Genomic DNA, 20,771 nt, shown 5'->3' on the forward strand with positions numbered 1-20,771 from the left:
GCCGATTCGTCGGGTGCGATCACCCTGGCGAGACCTGCGACATCGACCACACCATTCCGTTCGACCACGACAACCCGTCCGCGGGTGGCTGGACCGTGCGGATCAACCTGGGTCTCCTGTGCCGACTGCACCACCACGCCAAGACCACAGGACTGTGGCGAGCCGTCATGCACGACGACCGATCGATCACCTGGACCAACACCACGACCGGCGAACAATTCACCACATATCCCCGGCACTTCGAGAACTGATCGCGACTCGGTGTGGCAAAGCCCCGGTCAATTCGCCGGCATCGGGTTGGCTTCGTAGAACCTCAGATGAGCCTGCGCTGCGGCCGCCCAGGTCATCGACTCCGCAAGTCGACGTCCCGACGCGACACGATCGGCGTCGACGGTCACCGCGTCGGCCAGCGCACCCGCGAGCTGCGGCACGGTGGCTGCGTAGGAGACGCTGTCGCCGAACACCTCCCGCAGCACCGGCAGGTCCCGCGTGACCACCGGACGACCGGCGGCGAGCGCCTCCATCGCGGCCAGCCCGAAGCCCTCCTTGGTCGACGGGAACGCGAAGACGTCCGACGCCGCGACGAGTGCGGGCAACTCGTCGTCGTCGACCGTTCCCAACACCGTCGGCGTCACGTCCAGTTCGGCGCGCCGGCGGTCGAATTCGGCGCGATAGTCGCGGTAGTCGAACAGGGTCTCGCCGCCCGCGAACACCAATGACAGTTCGGGATGGGAATCGCGCATCAGTGCATACGCGTTGAGCAGATCGATGCTGCCCTTGCGTGGTTCGATACCCCCGACGGCCAGCACGTAGGGACCGAGCTCGGCCCGCCACCTGTCGCGACGGGATCGCGCGTCGTCGGAATCGGCGGCGGCGGCGGCGAACCGCTGCGCGGCAACGCCGTTGGGGATCACCTCGGGCTCGAATCCCCATCCCGCGGTGACCTCGGCCGCGACAGCACGGGATACGCAGATACGTGCGTACGGCGCGACGACGGCCTTCTCGTGACAGTCGGCCAGCACCGGCGTCGTGAACTCGTCGAGATGGTGAATGGTGCGGATGCACGGTCCCACGGCGTTGGCGCTGATGCAGTCCTGAGCATGGACGATGTCGTGCTCGCGGGGATCGAATGCGCGGCGCATGGTCTCGATCGAACGGACGATCCGGTCTGTGACCGTCTCGCCATCGACGGCCGGGAAGTCGATCAACCGCAGTGAGACGCGGGGATCCACGGAGCGGAAGAAGCCCGCGTCACCCGAGCGCGCGAGCGACCACACGGTGACCTCGGCCCCGGTTTCGGCGAGGGCCTCGGCCAACGCCAGGGTGTGGACGACCCCGCCACGCGGTTTCGTCGAGTAGGTGATCAGCGCGATCCGCATGGTGTGCCCCTCACAGTTCGACGCTCGGCACGGGGTCGAGCACGTAGGTCTCACCGCGACGTTCGCCGAGATGGTCGAGGACCCGGCGGGCGCGGGTGATCTCGGCCTCGACGTCGAGGGTCACCGTCGCCAGACCGCCCTTGGATCGGGTGGTGGCGAGGATCTCGCCGCCGGGGCCGACGACCTTGGCCTGGCCGAGGAAGCGCAGCGTGCCCATCACGCCGGTCTGGTTCGACGACACGAGGACGACCTGGTTCTCCGCGGCCCTGGCGGCGTCGTAGAGGTCGAACAGACGCGACTGCCGGTCGGCGGGCAGGCGGGACGCGCGGTCGGTGACGCTGGCCGGCCAGGCGGACAGGGCGGCGATGATGTGGGCTCCGTCCAGTGCGATGGTGCGGGCTGCCTCGGGGAACGTCTTGTCGTAGTCGATCAGCATCCCCATGCGGCCCACCGGACTGTCGAAGGCGGAGAACGAATCCCCGGCGGCGTACGCGAGCGCCTCCCCTGCCGGTTGGTGGACCTTTCGGTGGGTGCCGTGCACCCCGTCGCCACTCACGCAGATGGCCGAGTTGTAGGTACGCCCGTTCGACGCCTCGGCGTATCCGACGCAGACCGTCATGGCGCCGGCGGCGGCGATGATCGCTGCGATCTCGGGGCCGTCGGCATCGAGGGCCGACGGCAACTCCGCGACGTCGGGGGCGTTCAGGTCGCCGATGTACCCACCCAGAGAGGCGTCGGGGAAAACGAGCAGGTCGACACCGTCGCGTGCGGCGGCCTCGATGATGCCGACGGCCTTGGCGACGGCTCGATCGACGTCACGACCGAAGTGTGCCGCGACCGCGCCCACGGTGATCGGTGCCATGTCAGAAGACCCTACCGGGGCCGTTCAAAGGCGTTGTCGTTCATCTGAGTCGGCTCGTCACGCTCGCCCGAGACCGGTGACACCTGCGGTCACCGCCACCGTGGTGACCCCGTCCGGCCAACGCAGCCGCACACCGGGATCCGACGTCAGACGTCCGCAGTTAGCACCGACGACCCCGTCGGGAACCGGTTGCCCTGCATGGGGGTCCGACCGTTCGACGGCATCGGCGGTGAGCATCGCGAATCCGGGGAAACAGGTGAGCCACGAGCCCATCTCGACCGCCGCGGGCCGCGGGATGGACGCAACGTCGAGTTCGGCCCCGGCGCCGCAGGCCTCGGCCATCATGCCGGTGGTCCCGGCGATGCCGGCCATGCTGACGTCCTTCGCCGCCCGTGGCGACATCGCGGCGACCAGTCCGGTCATCGCGCGCAGGTCCGACCCGCTGCGCGTGCTCGTCGAGTCCCATTGGCGACCGTGGTGGCCGGGACGCCACGATCCGGTGAGGTCTGCGGTGAGGCGGATGGCGTCGCCCACCGAGGCGCCCCCCGCCCGCACCGGGGTGCGGGTGGACCCGAAGGCGGTGACCGCCAGTGACGCGGGAACCCCGATCTGGGTGTGCCCCCCGAGCACCGGCACACCCCACGCCTGCGACGCCTGCGCGATGCCACGGATGACGCGGGTCAGCAGGGACCGTGTCGGTGCACCCACCGCGTCGAGAAGGCCACTCGGCACGGCGCCCATGGCGCTGAGATCGTTGATGTTGACCAGGACCGAACACCAGCCGGCCCACTCCGGGTCACGTTCGACCATCGACGGGATGATCGCGTCGCAGGCCGCGATGATGTCGCTACCGGGCACCGGCACCCCGTCGTCCCCGCGGAAGCCGTCCGGGCCCAGACCTCCAGATTGCGCCCGGAGCGGATCGAGTACCTCGGCGAGAAACGATTTGGTGGCGTCGGCGACGTCCTGGATGCCGTGCAGTGGCCAGCGCATCGACCGGTGCGCGACCCCGCCGACGACGATCGCCCCGTGGCTCTCCCAGCCCAGCCGGGAGAACATCGGTCGGTGTCGCTCCTGCACGGTGGCGTCGAAACGAAGCACGCCGTGCGCCTGGGCGTGAGCACACGCGGCCCGGACCAGGGCCGGGCCGATGCCGGCGCTGTGCGCGACCGTGTCGACGACGAGGCGACTGCCGGTCCACCACCCGATGTCGGTGTCGGTGTGCGGCGCGAGGCGGACGCCGCCCAGGACCCCGCCGTCGGGCGCATGGGCCAGCAGCACCACCGTTCTCGGATCGTCGTCGATGCTGTCGAGATCACTGGTGGCGAAGATGCGTTGGTCGTCGACGAACGTCGACCGCCGTAGCCGGTGGTAGGCGTCGAGGTCGGCGCGCGACTCGGCGGGCCGGATGATGAACGACGACCGGTGCTCGGAATCGTTGCGGCGCCGTCCGGACAGGATCGACATCTCGGTGGTGGCCGTCGACAGGGTCAGCGCGTGATGGTCCACGGTGTCATCCCCCGACGTTCTGCAGCACGCTGCAGGCACCACACGCCGCACACCCGGCGTTCTGGTCGGCGCCGGCCATCCCCGAGAGTTGCAGGTGTTCGGCAACCCGTCGCGAGACCTTCTCCACCACGGCCGGATCCGGGGCACTGGCAGAGTCGACGTCGACCGCGAGCGTGCCGGGATGAGGTCGGAACGGGACCACGAACGGGTAGACGCCCATGTCGATCAGTTCTCGTGCGCCGTCGACGACATCGTCGGGGTCCTCGCCGAGGCCGATCAGCAGGTACGTCGACACCTGGTTACGGCCGAAGACGCGCACCGCCTCCCGCCAGGCCGCCCGGTACTCGTCCAGCGGCACCGTGGACTTACCGGGCATCCATCGACGCCGCACGTCGTCGTCGAGGGATTCGACGTGGATCCCGATCGACCGGGCACCCGCGTCGTACAGCTCGGTGATGGTCGCGAGATCGGCGGGCGGTTCGCACTGCACCTGGATCGGCAGGTCGGGAACCGCCGCGCGCACCGCGGCGACGCAGCGCGCGAGATGACGTGCGCCGCGGTCCCGTCCGGCCGAGGTGCCGGTGGTCATCACCATCTGCGTGACCCCGTCGAGGCGGACCGCGGCCTCGGCCACCTCGGCGAGCTCGGCCGGCTTCTTCACCGCGACCGTGGCACCGGAGCGCAACGACTCCTCGATGGAGCAGAACCGGCACCGCTGGTCGGCGTCGTACCGAATGCAGGTCTGCACCACCGTGGTGGCCAGTACGTCGCGGCCGTGGAGCTTGGCCAGCTTCTCGTATCGCACCCCGTCGTGCGTCGTCAGGTCGTAGAACCGTGGACGGTCGACCGCCTCGACGTCGAGTCCGGTGTCGACGCCGTCGAGCAGGACCCGATCACCGTCGAAGACGTAGGGACTGAGCGGGTTCCGCGGAATCGCGGCGTTGAGGCCGTCGATCACCAGGTGGCCGTCGTCGCTGGGACCGGCACCGGCGGTGCGTGTCACCGGCGGCCGGCCACGAACACCCAACAGCGCGAGGTCGACTCGGGTGGATACCGACATGGGGGTCTCCTAGACCATGTACGTGGAGTTGATGATGGCTCCCTTGCGTGCGTAGTGGATCAGCGCATCCTGCACGTCGAGGGGGTGGGCGGGGATGACGCCCTCGATCAGGTCCTCTTCGCGACCACCGTGCAGCGCCAGGCCGAATCGGCAGCAGTACACCGTGCCGCCCTCACCGATGAACGTCGCGAGCGAGTCGTTGATGTTCTGCTCGCCCGGGAACCCGGAGTCACCGGTGGTCGGGAAGCCGCGGGTGGCCAGGCAGTTGATCGCACCCGGTCCGTAGAAGTACAACGCCGACTCGAAGCCCTTGCGCAGCGCGCGGGTGGCCTGGAGGACGGCGACGAAGCTCACCGACGACTCGTGGGCGATCCCGTGCACCAGCGTGAAGTACGTCTCGCCGTCCTCGGCCTGATAGTCGGGGAACAGCTTGGTGCCGCCGTAGATGTTCGATCCCTTGGGCAGGGACGGGTGCGGGATCTCGGCGAGGGATTTCTTGATGTTCTCGGCGATGGTGTCGTCGATCTCGGTCATGGGTATGGTCCTCTCGTAGGTGGTCGATCTGAGTGGTTCTGTCGATTACATCGGTGTCGAATTACGTTGTGGTTGTTGACGGAATAACGCGCGGTTACGCAATCGCACTGGTGTTGCGGTCCTGTTTCGCGTCGTTCGTCTCGGCCGTTGCGAACGCACTGCGCCGCACCTTGCCGGCCGCGTTGCGCAGTGGTCGCCGGGCGACGTGCACCCGACCGGGTCGGCAGACGGCGCCCAGCTGACCGAGCGCGAAGTGTTCCACCTCCTCGGTGTCGACGTCGGAATCGGCGATGTCGAGGACCGCGGACACGGTCTGCGCACCGGAGTCGTCGCGCACGGCGTAGACGACCGCGTCCCGGACGGCGGGGTGGGCGACGATCGCCTGCTCCAGCCGTGCGGGGTAGACAACGCGTTCACCACATCGGATGGTGTCCGATCGACGGTCGACGACCGTGAGGAAGCCGTCGTCATCGACGAACCCCATGTCGCCCAACGTGTCCCACCCATCCGGGGTCCGCTGCGAGCGGTGACCGACGTAGGCGTAGCGGGCGCCGCCGGCACGACGCATCCAGATCTGGCCGGTGGTGCCCGGCCCCACCACCGAGCCGTCGTCGGCGCGGATCGACACCTCGGTGCCGCCGATGGGTCGACCGACGCTACCCGGATGGTCCAGCCAGTCCGGACCGTCGATCATGGTGAGTCCGTTGGACTCGCTGCCCGCGTAGACCTCGTGTACGCGTTCGGGTCCGAGCCAGTCGATCAGGGCGCGCTTGTCGCCCTCGGGACACGGCGCACCCATGTGCAGTACCGAGCGGATCGTCGAGGTGTCGGCGGCGGCGAGATCCGCGGTCGGCAGTCGTATCAGTCGATGGATCATGCTCGGCGACAACAACGCCCAGGTGATCCCGCTGCGGCCGACGATGTCGACGAACGCGTGCTCGTCGAATTCGTCGGCCAGCACCAACCGGTGGTCGGTCATCAGGCCCCGGAACGCATAGGTGAACGTCGCCGAGTGCCACAGCGGACCGCAGACCAGCTGTACAGCCCGACTCGGCAGGAACGGCGCGACATCGGCGGCGGGATCGAACCGCGCTGCAGCGGTGCTCCGGATGACCTTCGCCCGGCCCGTGCTGCCCGACGACGTCGACGCCTTCCAGCACGACGCCGACGCGTCGGGCAACACGCCGTCGGAGATCGAGCGATCGGGCCGATGTCCCGCGGGGACCCATCCGATGGTGGGGTCACCGGGTCGGGCGCCAACGGCCAGCGCGGGTCGGTCGAGTTCCTCGATGGCACGCCGTTCCGATCGCGCCATGTCCGGGTCCATCGGCTGTGGCGTGGCACCGAGCTTCCAGACGGCCGTGCAGGCGATGACGAACTCGACGCAGTTCGGCAGTGCGATCGTCACCAGGTCGTTCTCGCCGACACCGCGTTCCCGGTAGTCGCGGGCCAGTCGGTTCCCCGCACGATCGAGGTCGGTGGCGGTCAGGGCGCACCGGCCGTCGACCCCACTGACCACGGGGTGGTCCGGGTCCGCGACCGCCCGTGCGGTGATCAGGCGCGAGATCGATTGTCGAGCCACCGGTTCAGCCGCCGACCGCGAGGCGTAGGCCGCCGCCGGCGCCACGCATCCGATCGATGATCGTCTCGGCTATGTGGCGTGCGTCGTCGTCGATGCCGAGGAAACGGCCCGAACCCCAGGTGTGCATCCACGGCAGACCGATGAACGAGAGTCCGGAGACCCCCGTGACACCGCGGGTCTGCATCGGTCGGCCACCACCGTCGAAGGCGCTCGCCTCGATCCACCGGTAGTCCGGTCGGTACCCGATGGCCCAGATGATGGTGGTGATGCCGGCCGCGGCCAGGTCGAGTGTCTCGGGGTCGGTCGACGGACGCCACACCGGCTCGTACCGCGACGCCGGCGGGGCGTCGATGCCATTGCGCGCGATGTGGGCGTCGATGTCGGCGCAGATGGAGTTGTAGACCGAATCGGCCTTGTCCAGCGAGCTGGTCAGGGTCGGGGCGAAGGTGAGACCGGTGTCGCGCCCGTCGGTGAGGGTCCCGTACAGCGACATCCCCTCGAGCGCGAACGCACGCAGGTCGACGTCACGCCCGCCGTCGCGCCCGGTGACGTAGTGGTTCGTCTTCTCGCGAGCGGCCTTACCGCCCGGGTACTGCTGTGCCGGGGTCTCGTAGAGGCCCATGTCGGCGAGCCACGTCATGCAGTCACGACCGCGGTAGAACCGAGCCACGCGCGGCGCGGTGCCGATGGCCAGGTGGACCGACCGGCCCTCGAGGTGCAGGTCCTCGGCGATCTGCGCGCCGGACTGACCCGAACCGACCACCAGCACGGCGCCGTCGGCGAGTTGATCGGCGTTGCGGTATTCCTCGGAGTGCAGCTGATGGATCGCGGGATCGAGGGTCGGCGCGAAGGTCGGGACGACCGGGATCGGATAGCCTCCGGTCGCGACGACGACCTCGTCGCAGGTGAGGACCTCCGGTCCCTGCTCCCCCTCGGTCATGAGCTCGAAGCCGCCGTCTTCGCCGTGCGAGAGGCGCGTCACCCGGGTTCCGGTCCGCAGCGGCGCCGAGAAGGTGTCGAGCCAGCCGTTCAGCCACTCGACCACCTCGTCGCGGGTCATGAAGCCGTCCGGGTCATCGCCGTCGTAGGCGTATCCCGGCAGTCGACAGTGCCAGTTGGGGGTGACGAGGGTGAAGTTGTCCCAGCGGGTGTCGGCCCACTGGTGCATCGGTGTCCCCGCTTCGAGGACGAGGTGGTCGATGTCGTTGGCGCCGAGGTACCAGCTGACCGAGAGGCCGGCCTGGCCGCCGCCGATGACGATGACGGGGATGTGGGTGGGGTCGTCTGAGGGGACGGGAGCTGTTGTGCTCATGGGAGTCTCTACTCGCTGGGAGGAGTTGTTCGCGGACGGTGGGTTCTAGAGGGGCGGATGCATGGACACGATGTCGACGTGTGCGTCCGCCGGATAACGCGCTGCGCTGGAGGTGATCTGGTGTGTCGTTGCGGCAGCTGACGTGCAGGCGAAGCCGTACTTCGCGCGTACGCGATCACTGGCCTCGGACAAAGCGGTGGTGGAACGGTCGATGAACTCGGCGACGGTGTAGCTGCCACCGACGGTGAGATGGTCGTGCATCACCAGGGAGGGTGAGTAACAGTTCTCCACCGTGCCGTCGGGCCACCGCACCTCGAAGGTCATCTCAGGCACGGGCCAACCCGTTCCACGCGGCGGTGTGCTCGGCGTCGGTCAGTGCACCGTAGACGTCGGGACGACGATCGCGGAGGTGGAACATGCCGCCGCGCATCGCGCGGAAGGTGCCCTCGATGTCGACCTCGGCCACCGCCATGCCGCTGCCGAGCAGCGTGGTCGCGAGGATGTTCCCGCCGGGATCGACCACCTTCGCGTTGCCGACGTAGTTGAGCGAGCCGAAGGTGCCCGACTGGTTCGACGCCACCCAGAACACCTGGTTGTCCAGCGCCCGGGCCATGTCGAACAGGTTGAAGCGGTAGGTCCAGCGGTCCTCCTGCAGATCGGTCGCCGTCGCGGTCCGCGCGGCCGGCCACGCCGAGAGGCTGGCGATGATCTCGGCGCCGTCGAGCGCCATCGACCGGGCGGCCTCGGGAAAGGCCTTGTCGTAACAGATCTGGAGACCGACGCGTCCGACCGGGGTGTCGAAGACCGGGTACTCCGAGCCGGCCGAGTACGACATGTTCTCGCCGAGCGGCTGATGCACCTTGCGGTAGCTCCCGTAGATCCGGTGGCCGTCGAGCACCGCCGCGGCGTTGTACCGCGTCTCACCGTCACGATCCAACTCGCAGAAGCCGATGGCGACGACGAGGTCGCCGACGATCTCCTGCACCCTGCGGATCTCCGGTCCGTCGAGCGAGATGGCCGGGGGCAGTGAGCGATCGGTGTTCTTGACCGTGTCACCGTGGTTGCCCAGCGACGACAGGTACCCGCCGATCGCCGCCTCGGGGAAGACGAGGAACTCGACCCCCTTCTCTCGGGCCTGCGCGGTGAGCGTCTGGATCAGGGCATAATTCTGGTCGAGGTCGCGGGTGAAGTTGGCGGCGACCGCTGCGATGGTTGGCATCGGATGTCCTTCGGTGGGGTCGATTCGTTCTCAAGACCCAGTTCACGCCCGAGGTGTTTCCCGATGGTTACGCGGAGAACAATGCCGTGGGTCATTGACCTCACGCCGTTCACATGCGCGAAATATGCAGTGCGCGATCAGCTCTGGTCGAACGCCTCGACGATCGCGGTGGCGGCGAGCGCCGGAGTCAGCGTGCCCGACCGGACCTCCTGCTCGACCCGCCTACGGGTGGCCCGCACGGTCGGGTCGGTGTCGAGGCGATGCATGAGCTGGTCGTTGACCATGGCCCACATCCAGTCGACCTGCTGCTGAGCTCGGCGCGACTCGAAGCGCCCGGCGTCGGCGAGCACCTTCTTGTGTCGCAGCACCGTCTGCCAGAACTCGTCCACGCCGACGTTCTCCAGCGCGCTCATCGTCAACACCGGGGGCAGCCACAGGGCGTCGTGCGGGTAGAGCAGCCGGATCGCGCCACCGAGTTCGCGGGCAGCCGAGCGAGCCTCACGTTCGTGCTTGCCGTCGGCCTTGTTGACCACGACGATGTCGGCGAGTTCGAGGACGCCCTTCTTGATGCCCTGCAACGAGTCGCCGGTGCGCGCGAGGGTGAGGAAGCAGAAGCTGTCGACCATGTTGGCGACGGTCACCTCCGACTGACCGACCCCGACGGTCTCGACCAGCACGACATCGAAGCCGGCGGCCTCGAGCAACACGATGGTCTCCCGGGTGGCCTTGGCCACACCGCCGAGTGTCCCCGACGTCGGCGACGGCCGGATGTAGGCCTGCGGTGCGACCGACAGGCGACCCATGCGGGTCTTGTCCCCCAGGATCGAGCCACCGGTACGCGTCGACGACGGATCCACGGCGAGCACGGCCACCTTGTGGCCCTGCTCGATCAGGTACATCCCGAGCGCCTCGATCGCGGTGGACTTACCGACGCCGGGGACACCGGTGATGCCGACGCGATAGGAGCGCCCGGAGTCCGGGGTGAGGTCGAGCAGCAGTTCCTGGGCCAGGGCTCGATGATCGGCACGTGTCGACTCGATCAGGGTGATCGCGCGCGCGAGCTGAGGTCGGTTGTCCGCTCGGACCGCCCCGGCCAGAGCCGTCGGGTCGATGGGTTGACGTGGCATCAGATGGTGGTCGGACTCACTGCACTGCCGGGTCCGCGGGGGCTGCGCCCGGGAGGTCGTGGCCCAGCTCGACGGCGAGCTTGGAGATGAGTTCCACCGCGCTGTCGGCGATGACTGTCCCCGGCGGGAAGATCGCGGCCGCACCCGCCGCGTACAGCTCCTCGAAATCGCCGGGCGGGATCACGCCACCGACCACGATCATGATGTCCTCGCGGCCGACCGCGGCGAGCGCCGCCTTGAGGGCGGGCACCAGGGTCAGGTGGCCGGCGGCGAGCGAACTCACGCCCACCACGTGCACGTCGTTGTCCGCCGCCTGCTGTGCGACCTCGTCCGGCGTCTGGAAGAGCGGGCCCACGTCCACGTCGAAGCCGAGGTCGGCGAAGGCGGTCGCGATCACCTTCTGTCCGCGGTCGTGACCGTCCTGGCCCATCTTGGCGACGAGAACACGGGGACGGCGTCCCTCCGCCTCGGCGAACTGGTGCACGATCTCGATCGCCGCGTCGATGTTGCTCACCTGTCCCGCCTCGTCCCGGTACACCCCGCTGATGGTCTTGATCTCGGCCTGATGCCGACCGTAGACCTTCTCCATCGCCTCCGAGATCTCACCGACCGTCGCCTGGTGCCGGGCGGCCTCGATGGCCAGCGCCATCAGGTTGTTCGCCATCCCTCCGGACGTGTCGGCGGCGGCCCGGGAGAGATCGGCCAACGCGGCCTCGACCGCCGCGGAATCGCGAGACGCCTTGAGTGAGGCGAGCTTCTCGAGCTGCTCGGCCTGTACGCGGCTGTTCTCGACCTTGAGGACCTCGACCTCCTGGTCGGAGTCGACGCGGTACTTGTTGATGCCGATGACGGGCTGACGCCCCGAGTCGATGCGCGCCTGGGTGCGGGCGGCGGCCTCCTCGATGCGCAGCTTGGGGATGCCCTCGTTGATGGCCTGTGCCATGCCGCCGGCCTCCTCGACCTCGGCGATGTGCTCGCGGGTGCGCTGGGCGAGCTGGTGGGTCAGCCATTCCACGTAGTACGAACCGCCCCACGGGTCGATGGGCCGCGTCGTACCCGACTCCTGCTGCAACAGCAGCTGGGTGTTGCGCGCGATGCGCGCGGAGAAATCGGTGGGCAGTGCGAGCGCCTCGTCGAGGGCGTTGGTGTGCAGCGACTGGGTGTGCCCCTGGGTGGCGGCCATCGCCTCGATACAGGTGCGGGCCACGTTGTTGAACGGGTCCTGCGCGGTCAGTGACCACCCCGAGGTCTGCGAGTGCGTACGCAGCGAGCGAGATTTCGGGTTCTTCGGCTCGAACTGGGCGACGAGCTCACTCCAGATGAGCCGGGCGGCACGGAGTTTGGCGACCTCCATGAAGAAGTTCATCCCGATGCCCCAGAAGAACGACAGCCGGGGCGCGAACGAGTCGATGTCCATGCCCGCGGCCAGTCCGGCGCGGATGTACTCGACACCGTCGGCGAGGGTGTAGGCCAGCTCGAGATCGGCTGTGGCACCGGCTTCCTGGATGTGGTAGCCGGAGATCGAGATCGAGTTGTACCTCGGCATCCGCTCGCTGGTGTAGGCGAAGATGTCGGAGATGATCCGCATCGACGGCTTCGGCGGGTAGATGTAGGTGTTGCGGACCATGAACTCTTTGAGGATGTCGTTCTGGATCGTCCCGGCCAGCTTCTCCGGTCCGACACCCTGCTCTTCGGCGGCGGCCACATAGAGCGCGAGGATCGGCAGCACGGCGCCGTTCATGGTCATCGACACCGACACCGAACCCAGGTCGATGCCGTCGAAGAGCTGACGCATGTCGAGGATCGAGTCGATCGCGACGCCCGCCATCCCGACATCGCCCTGCACCCGCGGGTGGTCGGAGTCGTAGCCGCGGTGGGTCGCCAGATCGAAGGCGACCGACAGACCCTTCTGCCCGGCGGCGAGATTGCGGCGGTAGAAGGCGTTCGACTCCGCGGCGGTGGAGAACCCGGCGTACTGCCGGATGGTCCACGGCTGGTTGACGTACATGGTCGGGTACGGACCGCGCAGGAAAGGCGCCGCGCCGGGGACGGAGTCCAGCGGGTACGGGTGCTCGCCGGCGTCGTCGGTCACCGCGTCGCGGTCGGACCGACCGAACACCGGGCCGACCTCGATCTGCTCGGGTGTGGTCCAGACCGCCTCGGGGTCGGCCGAGGTGGCGGCGGGTGCGCCGGCGTCCGGCGGGGTCTCGGGGTCGAGCGCGACGTCGGCGAAGGTGGCGATCGTGGATCGGGTGGTGGTCACCGCGCGTCCTATCGGTTGGCGGCCCCGGCGCCCGAACGGGCACCGACACCGAGGAGTTGCTGGAGAGACGTCAGGGTGTCGATCGCATCGACACCGATACCGACGAAGTCGTCGGGGGCGGGCGCATCCGACGGCCACGCCGAGGCCGGTCCGGCGACGTGGATCGTCGTCACCCCGGCGCTGCGCAACGCGTCGAGCGCGGCAGCCCCCTCCTCGCGATAGCGGGGGTTGGCGGCACACAGGACGGCGACCGACGGATCGCCGGCCGCGGCCACCGCGTCGGCGACCTGATCAGGGCGCAGCGGACCGGGGTTGACCGCGGCGATCCCGCCCGCCGCCAACAGGTTGGCGACGAACGTGGTGCGGCCGTTGTGCTCGGCCACCGGACCGAGCGGCACCAGCACGACCGAGGGGCGGGCGCCGACGTCGGCGAGCGTCCGGTCGGAGGCGTCGCGCAGTTCTTCGAACTGGTGGGCCGTACGGACGAGGTTGGGCGGTGCGGAGGCGACCGGCGTGGTCGCCGACGTCGCGGAATCCGCTGTGACGAGCGGTCGCTCGTCGAGGTTCGGGAACTCGCTGATCCCGGTCAGCGGGACGGTGCGGTGGGCGACGGCCCGGTCACGCTCGGCGAGCGACTCGGCGATCTGTTCGGCGATGAACCCGCCGTCGAGCGCAGCCCGGTAGCCGCCGAGCCCCTCCACGGTCTGGAACAGGGCCCACGCCGCGTGCGCGACCTCGTCGGTGAGCGATTCGACGAACCAGGAGCCGCCGGCCGGATCGAGCACCCGACCGAGGTTCGACTCCTCCAGCAGGAGCAGTTGGGTGTTGCGGGCCATGCGTCGGGAGAAGGCGGGGCTCGACGTGCGTGCCTCGAGCGGCAGGGCGGCGTCGAAGCCGAGCACGGTCACCTGGTCGGCTCCGCCCACCCCGGCCCCGAACGCGGCCACGGTCGATCGCAACATGTTCACCCACGCGTCGCGCTGGGAGAACATCCCGATGGTGGTGATGGCGTGGGTGAGTGCGCCACCGGCGCCCGGCGCACCGACCACGTCGGCGACGCGCGCCCAGAGTCGGCGCAGCGCGCGGAATTTCGCGATCGAGAGGAACTGGTCGTCGGATGCGCCGAGGGCGAAGGTGAGCTGTCCCAGTGCCTGCTCGGGCGACAGCCCGGAGTCGGTGAGGGCGCGGAGGTAGTCGACGCCGGCGGCGACGGAGAACGCCAGTTCCGCGACGTCGGTGGCGCCGGCCGCGGCGAAGTCGGTCCCGTCGACGCGCAGTGCGCGTGCACGGGTCCCGGCCCGGTGGGCGATCTCGACGGCGGCCGCGAGGTCGACGTCGGGGCGTGTCGAGTACGCCGAGGTGAGCGGGGCGAGTCCGAGGCTGATGACGGTGGACGCGGTGGGTCGGTGGTCGTCGGGCAGCAGCTCGAGCAACGCGTCGGCTGCGGCGACGCCGTCGACACCGGCGTCCACCGTGACCGGCACCAGATCGAACAGGACACCGTCGAGAGCCGCCGGTAGGTCGTCGAGGGCGATCCCGTCGGCCCCGACCGAGAGCCACAGCCCGCTGGCGCCGTTCTCCAGGGCATCGATGATGGCGTCGTTGATCGCACCCGGGTCACGTGGCGAGCCCGGATCGCCGAAACGCTCGGTGACACGCCAGCCCATGATCGGGTCGCGGTCGGCGTCACTGCCCCGCACGAACGGGAACTCCCCCGGCAGGGACGGCTCGGGGAGCTCGTCGCGGCGGGTGTAGAGCGGCTTGACGGTCAGCGAACCCGGCAGGCTCGTCGACAGGAGCTCCTCGGGACTGCCCGGCAGTTCGTCGGCCGACACCCGGCGCGACTTCGCGAGAACCGCGGCGGCCGATTCCGACCACCGCTGGTACGCGTCCTGCAGTGCGGAGCCGGCGTCCGCTTTCGGGGTGTGACCGTCGGACATCGCGCCTGCCTTCCTCGCCCGAACCCGCCGCAGCGTGAGGACGTTTTCGAGGGCGATCTGCCCGGCGGTCTATCGGTGAACCGACACTAGCCGATCGATCGCTCGGGCCGTCACCCCGGCAGTGCGATCCACGCCACACCACGGCCGGGTTCGTATGCTCGACGACGTGACCGGACCCGAACGACCCGACGACGCGGTCGACACCTCTCCGGTGCGCACCCTGGTGACCGCGGCACTGGCCGGACTGGTCGTCATCGCGGTGATCGCGCTGGCCTACGTGGTCCCGCTGCCGTCGGTCGGATACCTGCGGACCTGGGCGGACTCGGTCGGCCCGGGGTTCGTCCTCCTGTTCTTCTGCGCCTACGCACTCGTCACCGTCGGCCCCATCCCCCGCACTGCGTTCACCGTGTCGTCGGGTCTCCTGTTCGGACCGGTCGTGGGTTTCGCAGGCGCGATGGTCGCCTCGACCGTCGCCGCGGCCCTCGCCTTCGTGCTGGCGCGCCGACTCGGGCGCAGCCGTGTCCAGGGGCTCCTGGACCGCCCGGTCGTCGCCGGCATCGAACAGCGGCTCCGTCGCCGCGGATGGTTGGCCGTGGGGTCCCTGCGTCTGATCGCGGCCTGCCCGTTCTCGGTCGTCAACTACTGCTCGGGCCTGTCGTCGGTGCCCCTGCGGTCGTACCTGGTGGGATCGGTGGTCGGCATGGCGCCGGGAACCGCGTCCATCGTTTTCGTCGGGGACGCGCTGACCGGACGGTTGAACCCGATCACCCTGGCGTTCAGCGCCACGTTCTTCCTGGTGGGTATCGGGGGTCTGGCCGCCGACATCGCGCTGGACAGACGCGGTGGGGCCGCGTCGCCGGAGCCTGCCGCAGCGGACCACTCCGCTCCCGCGATCAAGCCTTGAAGCTGGATTCTTCTCGATAAAGGGTTCATACTTGATTTCTTCAGATCAAGTCTCAGACCTTACGGAGGTTTCGGTGTTCGTGATGACCGTGGACCAACGGAAGAGTCGTCGTGACATCGACCGTGTCGGGGCCGTCCTCGACGTGCTCTCCGGTGCGAGCACCGTCCGGCCTTTCGAACGCACGGCCGGCGACGAGATCCAGGGCGTCCTCGACGACCCCGCCGAGGTCACCCGCCTCATCGCGGAGTTGGTCCGAACCGGTCACTGGAGTGTCGGCGTCGGAACCGGTCCGGTGGACACCCCGCTGCCGCGCACCACCCGCGCCGGGCGGGGCCCGGCATTCGAGTACGCACGAGAGGCGGTGGACGGGGCCAAACGGTCCCGGGTCCCGGTCGCCGTGCGCGGACCGGGCGAGGATCGATGCCGGCACGCTCAGACCGCCGCCCGACTGCTCGGGGACCTCGTGCTCGGACGCAGCGAACCCGGTGCCGACGCGGTGGACGCGATGCGCGCGGCGCCCAATCAGTCGGAGGCTGCTGCCACACTCGGCATCACCCCCCAGGCGATGTCGCAACGACTGCGCAGCGCGCGGTGGGACATCGACGCGGACACCCGCGCACTGGTCACCGAGATGTTGGCCAGAACGCAGACTTCAGGACAGGAGCCGACCGGATGACGACCACCGCCATCGCGCTGCTCGTGGCGCTCGCGGTGCTGCCCGCGGTACTGCACCCGATCTCTCGCAGGCACCGGGTGACCCCGGTGCTGTTCGCGGCCACGGCGACACTGATGCTGTTGGCCGCGGCCGCGATCGTTGCCGGCATCGCCGGACCGGCTGACGGTGTGGGGGCTCGAATCGCCCAGTGCGCGGCGGTCATCGCCGCGGTGACCGGCGGCGGCGCGGTGGTCCGCTCGGTCCTCGTCCTCGGTGGTGTCGACCCGTGGAGGTCGGACACCCCGATGTCCACCGACGCGTCGATGTCCCCCGAATCGGCGCCCGACGACCCCGATTCGACGGAATCGCTTGCCGCACCGCCGCTGCGCGGTGGCCGCGTCATCGGTTTCCTGGAGCGTGGTGCGGTCGCGGTCACGCTCATCCTCGGCTGGCCCGAAGGGCTCGCGATCATCCTCGCGGTCAAGGGACTCGCCCGGTATCCCGAACTCCGCGAGGCGCACGCCGGTGAACAGTTCATCATCGGCACGTTCGGGTCGGTGCTCTACGCCGTCGCCGTGGCGGGCACCGCACATCTGATCGTCAGCTGATCTCCAACCGTCGACCCGACCCGGGCTGACTCAGGGGCGGTCGGTGTCCTCGCCCGGTTCGATCTCGCCCTGCTCGGCGGCGGGGTACCCGCGGTCGCGACCACCGAGAACCGTCTCTGGAGTGGACGACTGCGACCGCGACGTGAGTGGCTCGGCAACGGGCTTGCGGGCCACGGCCTCGGCTTCGGCGACCGCCTGCGCGACCTTCGGGTCCGATGTGAGGTCGAACCAGTCCTCCACCTCGGAATCGTCGACCACCGGCGGCTCGTCGGTGTCGGACGACTCGTAGCGGAAGATACCGTCGTCTCCCTGGGCACCAAAGGATTTCGCGAATCCCTGGAGTGCCGAGCCGAAGTCGGAAGGCACCACCCAGACCGAGTTGCCTTCTCCGGCGGCCATCTCCGGCAGTTTCTGGAGGTACTGGTAGGCCAGTAGTTCCGGCGTCGGCTTGCCTGCCTTGATGGCGGCGAACACCTTCTCGATCGACTTCGCCTCGCCCTGCGCGTAGAGGAACTGTGCGGCGCGTTCGCCCTGCGCTCGCAAGATCTGCGACTGGCGATCGGCCTCGGCGGTCAGGATCGCCGCCTGCTTGGCGCCCTCGGCGGAGAGGATCTGACTCTGCTTGTTGCCCTCGGCGGTCTTGATCGAGGACTCCCGCTGGCCCTCCGCGGTGAGGATCATCGCGCGCTTCTCGCGGTCGGCCTTCATCTGCTTCTCCATCGACTCCTGGATCGACGGCGGCGGCATGATGCTCTTGAGCTCGACGCGGGCGACCCGGAGTCCCCACCGGCCGGTGGCCTCGTCGAGGACGCCACGCAGCTGGGCATTGATGGAATCACGCGAGGTGAGGGTCTCCTCGAGCGTCATGCCACCGACCACGTTGCGCAGCGTCGTGGTCGCGAGCTGCTCCACACCGATGATGTAGTCGTTGATCTCGTAGACCGCCGACTGCGGCACGGTCACCTGGAAGTACACGACGGTGTCGATGGACAGCGTCAGGTTGTCCTCGGTGATGACCGGCTGGGGTGGGAACGAGACGACCTGCTCGCGCAGGTCGACCCGCGCACGGATGCGATCGACGAACGGGATGAGCAGCGTCAGCTGCCCCGACACCGTCTTGGTGTAGCGACCCAGTCGCTCGATCACGGCGGCCTCGGCCTGCGGTATCAACGCAACCGAGCGGAACAGGATGATGAACGCCAGCAGAACCAGCACCACCACCACGACTAGTCCGGCAATCATCAGCGCACCTATCCCTTCCACACGACCGCGGTAGCTCCGTCGATCGCCATGACCATCACGTCCTGGCCTGTCTCGTACACGTCGGCGTCGTGCATGGCCCGTGCCGACCAGGTGTCCCCGTCGAGTCGGACCTGTCCACCCCGCGAGCTGACCTCGGCAGTCACCACCGCGGTCTTCCCTTGCAGCGCTTCGGCATTGGTGGCAAGTGCCGGCCGGCGCATGAGATGCCGCTTGGCCACGGGACGAGCCGCGGTCAGCAGGAGCACCGATACCACGGCGAACACGACGCCGTCGAGTGCGATCGGCAGGTCGAAGAACAGTGCGCTCCCGGACGCGGCGAGTGCACCACCTGCCAACATGAGCAGGATCAGTTCACCGCTGAGGGCCTCGACGCCCACGAGTACGAGCGCCGCGGCCAACCACACCAGAGCCGCCATGGCTCCATAGTGCCAGAATTCGGCATTCTGCCGGTTGATCCGTACAGGTCCCTCAGGGCTGCCGGTCCTCGCCGGCGGTGACGAAATCGATGAGTTCTTCGACGCTGCGCATCAGTTCGACGCGGATGTCGCGGTAGTCGTGCACCCGGCCGTAGATGCGTCGCCATCCGTCTTTCGGTGTGCCCCAGCCCAATCGACGGCACACCCCGGCCTTCCACTCCTCACCGCGCGGTACCCGCGGCCACTCGGTGATGCCCATCCGGTCGGGTTTGACCGCTTCCCAGACGTCGATGAAGGGATGTCCGCAGACGAGGACGTCCGGCCCGACCTCGGCGGTCAGACGGGACTCCTTCGAGTTCGCGACGAGGTGGTCGACCAGCACGCCGGCACGACGGTGCGGGGCGGGCGCGAACTCGTCGAGCACGGCCGAGAGGTTGTCGAGTCCGTCGAGGCTCTCCACCACGACGCCCTCGGCGCGCAGGTCGTCGCCCCAGACCCGCTCGACGAGCGCCGCGTCGTGGACGCCCTCGACGAACAGTCGACTCGCCCGTGCGGTCCGCGCCCGTCGTGTGGGTGCCGCCACGGACCCGGAAGCGGTCAGGGTGCGGCCTGCGACCGGGGCCGCGACGGGGCGGGTCAGCGTCACCGTGGCGCCGTCGATCAGGAACGCCGACGGCCGCATCCCGAAGATCCGGGTGGCGCCCCTGCGGTCCTCGAGGCGGACGTAGTCGCCGTCGTAGCCCTTCTCGAACCCCACGACCGCGCCGCAGAAACCGCTCGCCGCATCCTCGACCACGGTTCCGGGGTCGGCGGGTACCTCGGGGACGACCGGTCGGCGCCGGTGCCCGCCACCGGCGAGGACGTCGGTTCCGTACGGGTCGCTGCCGGAGAATGCGCTCACCGGAACCACCGTAGAGATCCGCGCCGGGCCGATCGCGGAGCCACGCCGAGGGTGTCGATGCAGTGGCGGTGAATCCGGTGCGGGTCGGGACGGACCGCTATCGTGGCGATCGATGACCGAGACCACCCACCAGCCGCCGACCGGCAGCCTCCGCGCCCTCACCAGCCTCGCCACGTGGGGTGCTCTGTGGCGCAGCGGGCAGTGCGCCCCCGACGACATCGTCGACGCGCTGTCCGACGCCGCCGACAGCCACCGCATCACCGCGGCCGACCCCGCGGCGGCACAGGCGCTGTCGCTGGGCGCTGCCGAGACCGGCACCGGGAGCCTGCTGCGGATGATCCGCAACTCACGGTGCATCCGACTGCTCATGCCCTCGCCGGGTGACACCTGCGGGATCGTGGCGTCACCCGCCCTGCGCGGCGCACTCGACACCGGCGAGATCCTGGTGCTGTGGCCGAGGGGGTCCGAGACCGACGGCGACGAGGCCTACGGGCTCGTCGCGCGGACGGTCGCGACGGACACGGTCACCTGGACCGCGCATCACCTGGGCCGGGTCGTCCCCCGGCCTGTCGAGAGCCTGGCGAGCGTCGAATACGACCTGCGGCAGGGCATCCGATCGGCCGCAGAACTGTTCACACAGCTGGGATCGATGGACACGCCGGCGAGCGCGGCGGGTGCGCCGGACCTTCGGACCAGGCTGACCGAACTCACCGCGCGATCACACATCGACCTGCCGCCGCACACCTCCGAGCGCGTCATCCGCGTGATCGATCAGGCGACCCAGGTGGCGGCGATCGTCGACCTGGTGCTCGAACGGACTCCCGCATTCGGGCTGACGTCGGGGGCCCAGTCGAGCGGCGATCACGCGGTGGAGCGGCTGCGGTCGCTGACGCGGATGGCGCGGATGACCGCGGTCAACACGATCATCAGCGAATCCGAGCAGAGCCTCCACTAGCGGCGGGCGAGCAGCCCGGATGTGACCGGAGTCAGGCGGCCGGTCGTGAGGGGCGCTGTGACACACAGCAACCCACGGCGCAGCGGGCGCCGTTCTCGGTACAGCCCATCCCCGCGGCGTCGGTGTCGAGTCCCTGCAGCTGCGCCGAGATCAACGCGACGATCATGTCGGTGAACCGCGGGTCGACACCGACCGTCCCCGCACGTTCCATCGGCAGGTCGAGCCGCTCGGCGACCTCCACCGCCTCGGTGTCGAGATCCCAGACCACCTCGAGGTGGTCGG

Annotated in this window: 19 protein-coding genes and 2 pseudogenes; 5 read left to right on the forward strand and 16 right to left on the reverse strand. The window is 69.2% G+C overall.

Translation table 11 applies throughout. From position 1 onward, the window contains the following. Positions 1-251: pseudogene (locus JHC79_RS16685) on the forward strand (HNH endonuclease); the annotation flags it as partial. A gap of 27 nt (positions 252-278) precedes the next feature. Here JHC79_RS16685 and JHC79_RS16690 read toward each other — a convergent pair. From JHC79_RS16690 to JHC79_RS16745, 12 genes are all read right to left on the reverse strand, one after another. Continuing rightward, on the reverse strand, positions 279-1,379 hold the full coding sequence (locus tag JHC79_RS16690) for an MSMEG_0565 family glycosyltransferase (RefSeq protein WP_296392838.1): 1,101 nt from the start codon (positions 1,377-1,379) through the stop codon (positions 279-281). A 10-nt stretch (positions 1,380-1,389) separates the two neighbouring features. Further along, positions 1,390-2,241, reverse strand: coding sequence for a carbon-nitrogen hydrolase family protein (locus JHC79_RS16695; RefSeq protein WP_296392840.1), 852 nt, complete (start codon positions 2,239-2,241; stop codon positions 1,390-1,392). A gap of 57 nt (positions 2,242-2,298) precedes the next feature. Further along, positions 2,299-3,708, reverse strand: a complete 1,410-nt coding sequence (locus JHC79_RS16700; RefSeq protein ID WP_296392876.1) for an MSMEG_0567/sll0787 family protein — start codon at positions 3,706-3,708, stop codon at positions 2,299-2,301. Positions 3,709-3,754: 46 nt separating this feature from the next. Then, positions 3,755-4,810: an MSMEG_0568 family radical SAM protein gene (locus JHC79_RS16705; RefSeq protein WP_296392843.1), complete on the reverse strand. Its 1,056-nt coding sequence runs from the start codon at positions 4,808-4,810 to the stop codon at positions 3,755-3,757. A gap of 9 nt (positions 4,811-4,819) precedes the next feature. Further along, positions 4,820-5,344, reverse strand: coding sequence for an MSMEG_0572/Sll0783 family nitrogen starvation response protein (locus JHC79_RS16710; protein ID WP_188492655.1), 525 nt, complete (start codon positions 5,342-5,344; stop codon positions 4,820-4,822). Positions 5,345-5,438: 94 nt separating this feature from the next. Continuing rightward, positions 5,439-6,926: an AMP-binding protein gene (locus tag JHC79_RS16715; protein WP_296392845.1), complete on the reverse strand. Its 1,488-nt coding sequence runs from the start codon at positions 6,924-6,926 to the stop codon at positions 5,439-5,441. 4 nt (positions 6,927-6,930) lie between these two features. After that, positions 6,931-8,238, reverse strand: a complete 1,308-nt coding sequence (locus JHC79_RS16720; RefSeq protein WP_296392847.1) for an MSMEG_0569 family flavin-dependent oxidoreductase — start codon at positions 8,236-8,238, stop codon at positions 6,931-6,933. Positions 8,239-8,283: 45 nt separating this feature from the next. Beyond that, positions 8,284-8,571 (reverse strand): MSMEG_0570 family nitrogen starvation response protein, encoded by a 288-nt coding sequence (locus tag JHC79_RS16725; protein ID WP_296392849.1) that lies wholly within the window; start codon positions 8,569-8,571, stop codon positions 8,284-8,286. Then, the gene (locus JHC79_RS16730; protein WP_296392851.1) at positions 8,564-9,457 is read right to left on the reverse strand and encodes a carbon-nitrogen hydrolase family protein; all 894 of its coding nucleotides are present in this window, start codon (positions 9,455-9,457) and stop codon (positions 8,564-8,566) included. The genes JHC79_RS16725 and JHC79_RS16730 overlap by 8 nt, the downstream gene beginning before the upstream one ends. Before the next feature lie 137 nt (positions 9,458-9,594). Then, positions 9,595-10,584, reverse strand: a complete 990-nt coding sequence (gene meaB, locus JHC79_RS16735; RefSeq protein ID WP_296392853.1) for a methylmalonyl Co-A mutase-associated GTPase MeaB — start codon at positions 10,582-10,584, stop codon at positions 9,595-9,597. A 16-nt stretch (positions 10,585-10,600) separates the two neighbouring features. Further along, entirely contained in the window at positions 10,601-12,847 is a 2,247-nt protein-coding gene (gene scpA, locus JHC79_RS16740; RefSeq protein WP_296392854.1) for a methylmalonyl-CoA mutase, read from the reverse strand. Between the two features lie 8 nt (positions 12,848-12,855). Beyond that, on the reverse strand, positions 12,856-14,787 hold the full coding sequence (locus JHC79_RS16745; RefSeq protein WP_296392857.1) for a methylmalonyl-CoA mutase family protein: 1,932 nt from the start codon (positions 14,785-14,787) through the stop codon (positions 12,856-12,858). 166 nt (positions 14,788-14,953) lie between these two features. On the opposite strand from JHC79_RS16745, the gene JHC79_RS16750 reads away from it, so the two are divergent. From JHC79_RS16750 to JHC79_RS16760, 3 genes are all read left to right on the forward strand, one after another. After that, complete coding sequence (locus JHC79_RS16750) at positions 14,954-15,691, forward strand: TVP38/TMEM64 family protein (protein WP_296392859.1); 738 nt, start codon at positions 14,954-14,956, stop codon at positions 15,689-15,691. Positions 15,692-15,764: 73 nt separating this feature from the next. After that, entirely contained in the window at positions 15,765-16,367 is a 603-nt protein-coding gene (locus tag JHC79_RS16755) for a hypothetical protein (protein WP_296392861.1), read from the forward strand. Beyond that, positions 16,364-16,954, forward strand: coding sequence for a hypothetical protein (locus tag JHC79_RS16760; RefSeq protein WP_296392862.1), 591 nt, complete (start codon positions 16,364-16,366; stop codon positions 16,952-16,954). Before JHC79_RS16755 ends, JHC79_RS16760 begins: the two co-directional genes overlap by 4 nt. 30 nt (positions 16,955-16,984) lie before the next feature. Here JHC79_RS16760 and JHC79_RS16765 read toward each other — a convergent pair whose 3' ends face one another. Genes JHC79_RS16765 through JHC79_RS16775 form a run of 3 tightly spaced genes read right to left on the reverse strand, consistent with a single transcriptional unit; the run spans position 16,985 to position 19,534 of the window. After that, the gene (locus JHC79_RS16765; RefSeq protein WP_296392865.1) at positions 16,985-18,196 is read right to left on the reverse strand and encodes an SPFH domain-containing protein; all 1,212 of its coding nucleotides are present in this window, start codon (positions 18,194-18,196) and stop codon (positions 16,985-16,987) included. A gap of 8 nt (positions 18,197-18,204) precedes the next feature. Next, positions 18,205-18,633, reverse strand: coding sequence for an NfeD family protein (locus tag JHC79_RS16770; protein ID WP_296392867.1), 429 nt, complete (start codon positions 18,631-18,633; stop codon positions 18,205-18,207). A 52-nt stretch (positions 18,634-18,685) separates the two neighbouring features. Beyond that, positions 18,686-19,534 (reverse strand): DUF3097 domain-containing protein, encoded by an 849-nt coding sequence (locus tag JHC79_RS16775; protein WP_296392869.1) that lies wholly within the window; start codon positions 19,532-19,534, stop codon positions 18,686-18,688. 112 nt (positions 19,535-19,646) lie between these two features. Between JHC79_RS16775 and JHC79_RS16780 the strand changes: the two genes are divergently transcribed. Further along, positions 19,647-20,489, forward strand: a complete 843-nt coding sequence (locus JHC79_RS16780; protein WP_296392872.1) for a hypothetical protein — start codon at positions 19,647-19,649, stop codon at positions 20,487-20,489. A 31-nt stretch (positions 20,490-20,520) separates the two neighbouring features. Here the strand turns inward: JHC79_RS16780 and JHC79_RS16785 are convergent. Beyond that, positions 20,521-20,771 (reverse strand): annotated as a pseudogene (locus tag JHC79_RS16785) (ferrochelatase); the annotation flags it as partial.

This window comes from Williamsia sp., assembly GCF_016462415.1.
Classification (GTDB): domain Bacteria; phylum Actinomycetota; class Actinomycetes; order Mycobacteriales; family Mycobacteriaceae; genus Williamsia_A.

Excerpts from the sequence above, each read along its gene's own strand:
- JHC79_RS16765 (WP_296392865.1), bottom strand. The coding sequence starts at position 18,196 with ATGATTGCCGGACTAGTCGTGGTGGTGGTGCTGGTTCTGCTGGCGTTC.
- JHC79_RS16705 (WP_296392843.1), bottom strand. The coding sequence starts at position 4,810 with ATGTCGGTATCCACCCGAGTCGACCTCGCGCTGTTGGGTGTTCGTGGC.
- JHC79_RS16770 (WP_296392867.1), bottom strand. The coding sequence starts at position 18,633 with ATGGCGGCTCTGGTGTGGTTGGCCGCGGCGCTCGTACTCGTGGGCGTC.
- JHC79_RS16700 (WP_296392876.1), bottom strand. The coding sequence starts at position 3,708 with ATGTCGATCCTGTCCGGACGGCGCCGCAACGATTCCGAGCACCGGTCG.
- JHC79_RS16690 (WP_296392838.1), bottom strand. The coding sequence starts at position 1,379 with ATGCGGATCGCGCTGATCACCTACTCGACGAAACCGCGTGGCGGGGTC.
- JHC79_RS16780 (WP_296392872.1), top strand. The coding sequence starts at position 19,647 with ATGACCGAGACCACCCACCAGCCGCCGACCGGCAGCCTCCGCGCCCTC.
- meaB (WP_296392853.1), bottom strand. The coding sequence starts at position 10,584 with ATGCCACGTCAACCCATCGACCCGACGGCTCTGGCCGGGGCGGTCCGA.
- JHC79_RS16720 (WP_296392847.1), bottom strand. The coding sequence starts at position 8,238 with ATGAGCACAACAGCTCCCGTCCCCTCAGACGACCCCACCCACATCCCC.
- JHC79_RS16745 (WP_296392857.1), bottom strand. The coding sequence starts at position 14,787 with ATGTCCGACGGTCACACCCCGAAAGCGGACGCCGGCTCCGCACTGCAG.
- JHC79_RS16710 (WP_188492655.1), bottom strand. The coding sequence starts at position 5,344 with ATGACCGAGATCGACGACACCATCGCCGAGAACATCAAGAAATCCCTC.
- JHC79_RS16760 (WP_296392862.1), top strand. The coding sequence starts at position 16,364 with ATGACGACCACCGCCATCGCGCTGCTCGTGGCGCTCGCGGTGCTGCCC.
- JHC79_RS16695 (WP_296392840.1), bottom strand. The coding sequence starts at position 2,241 with ATGGCACCGATCACCGTGGGCGCGGTCGCGGCACACTTCGGTCGTGAC.
- JHC79_RS16730 (WP_296392851.1), bottom strand. The coding sequence starts at position 9,457 with ATGCCAACCATCGCAGCGGTCGCCGCCAACTTCACCCGCGACCTCGAC.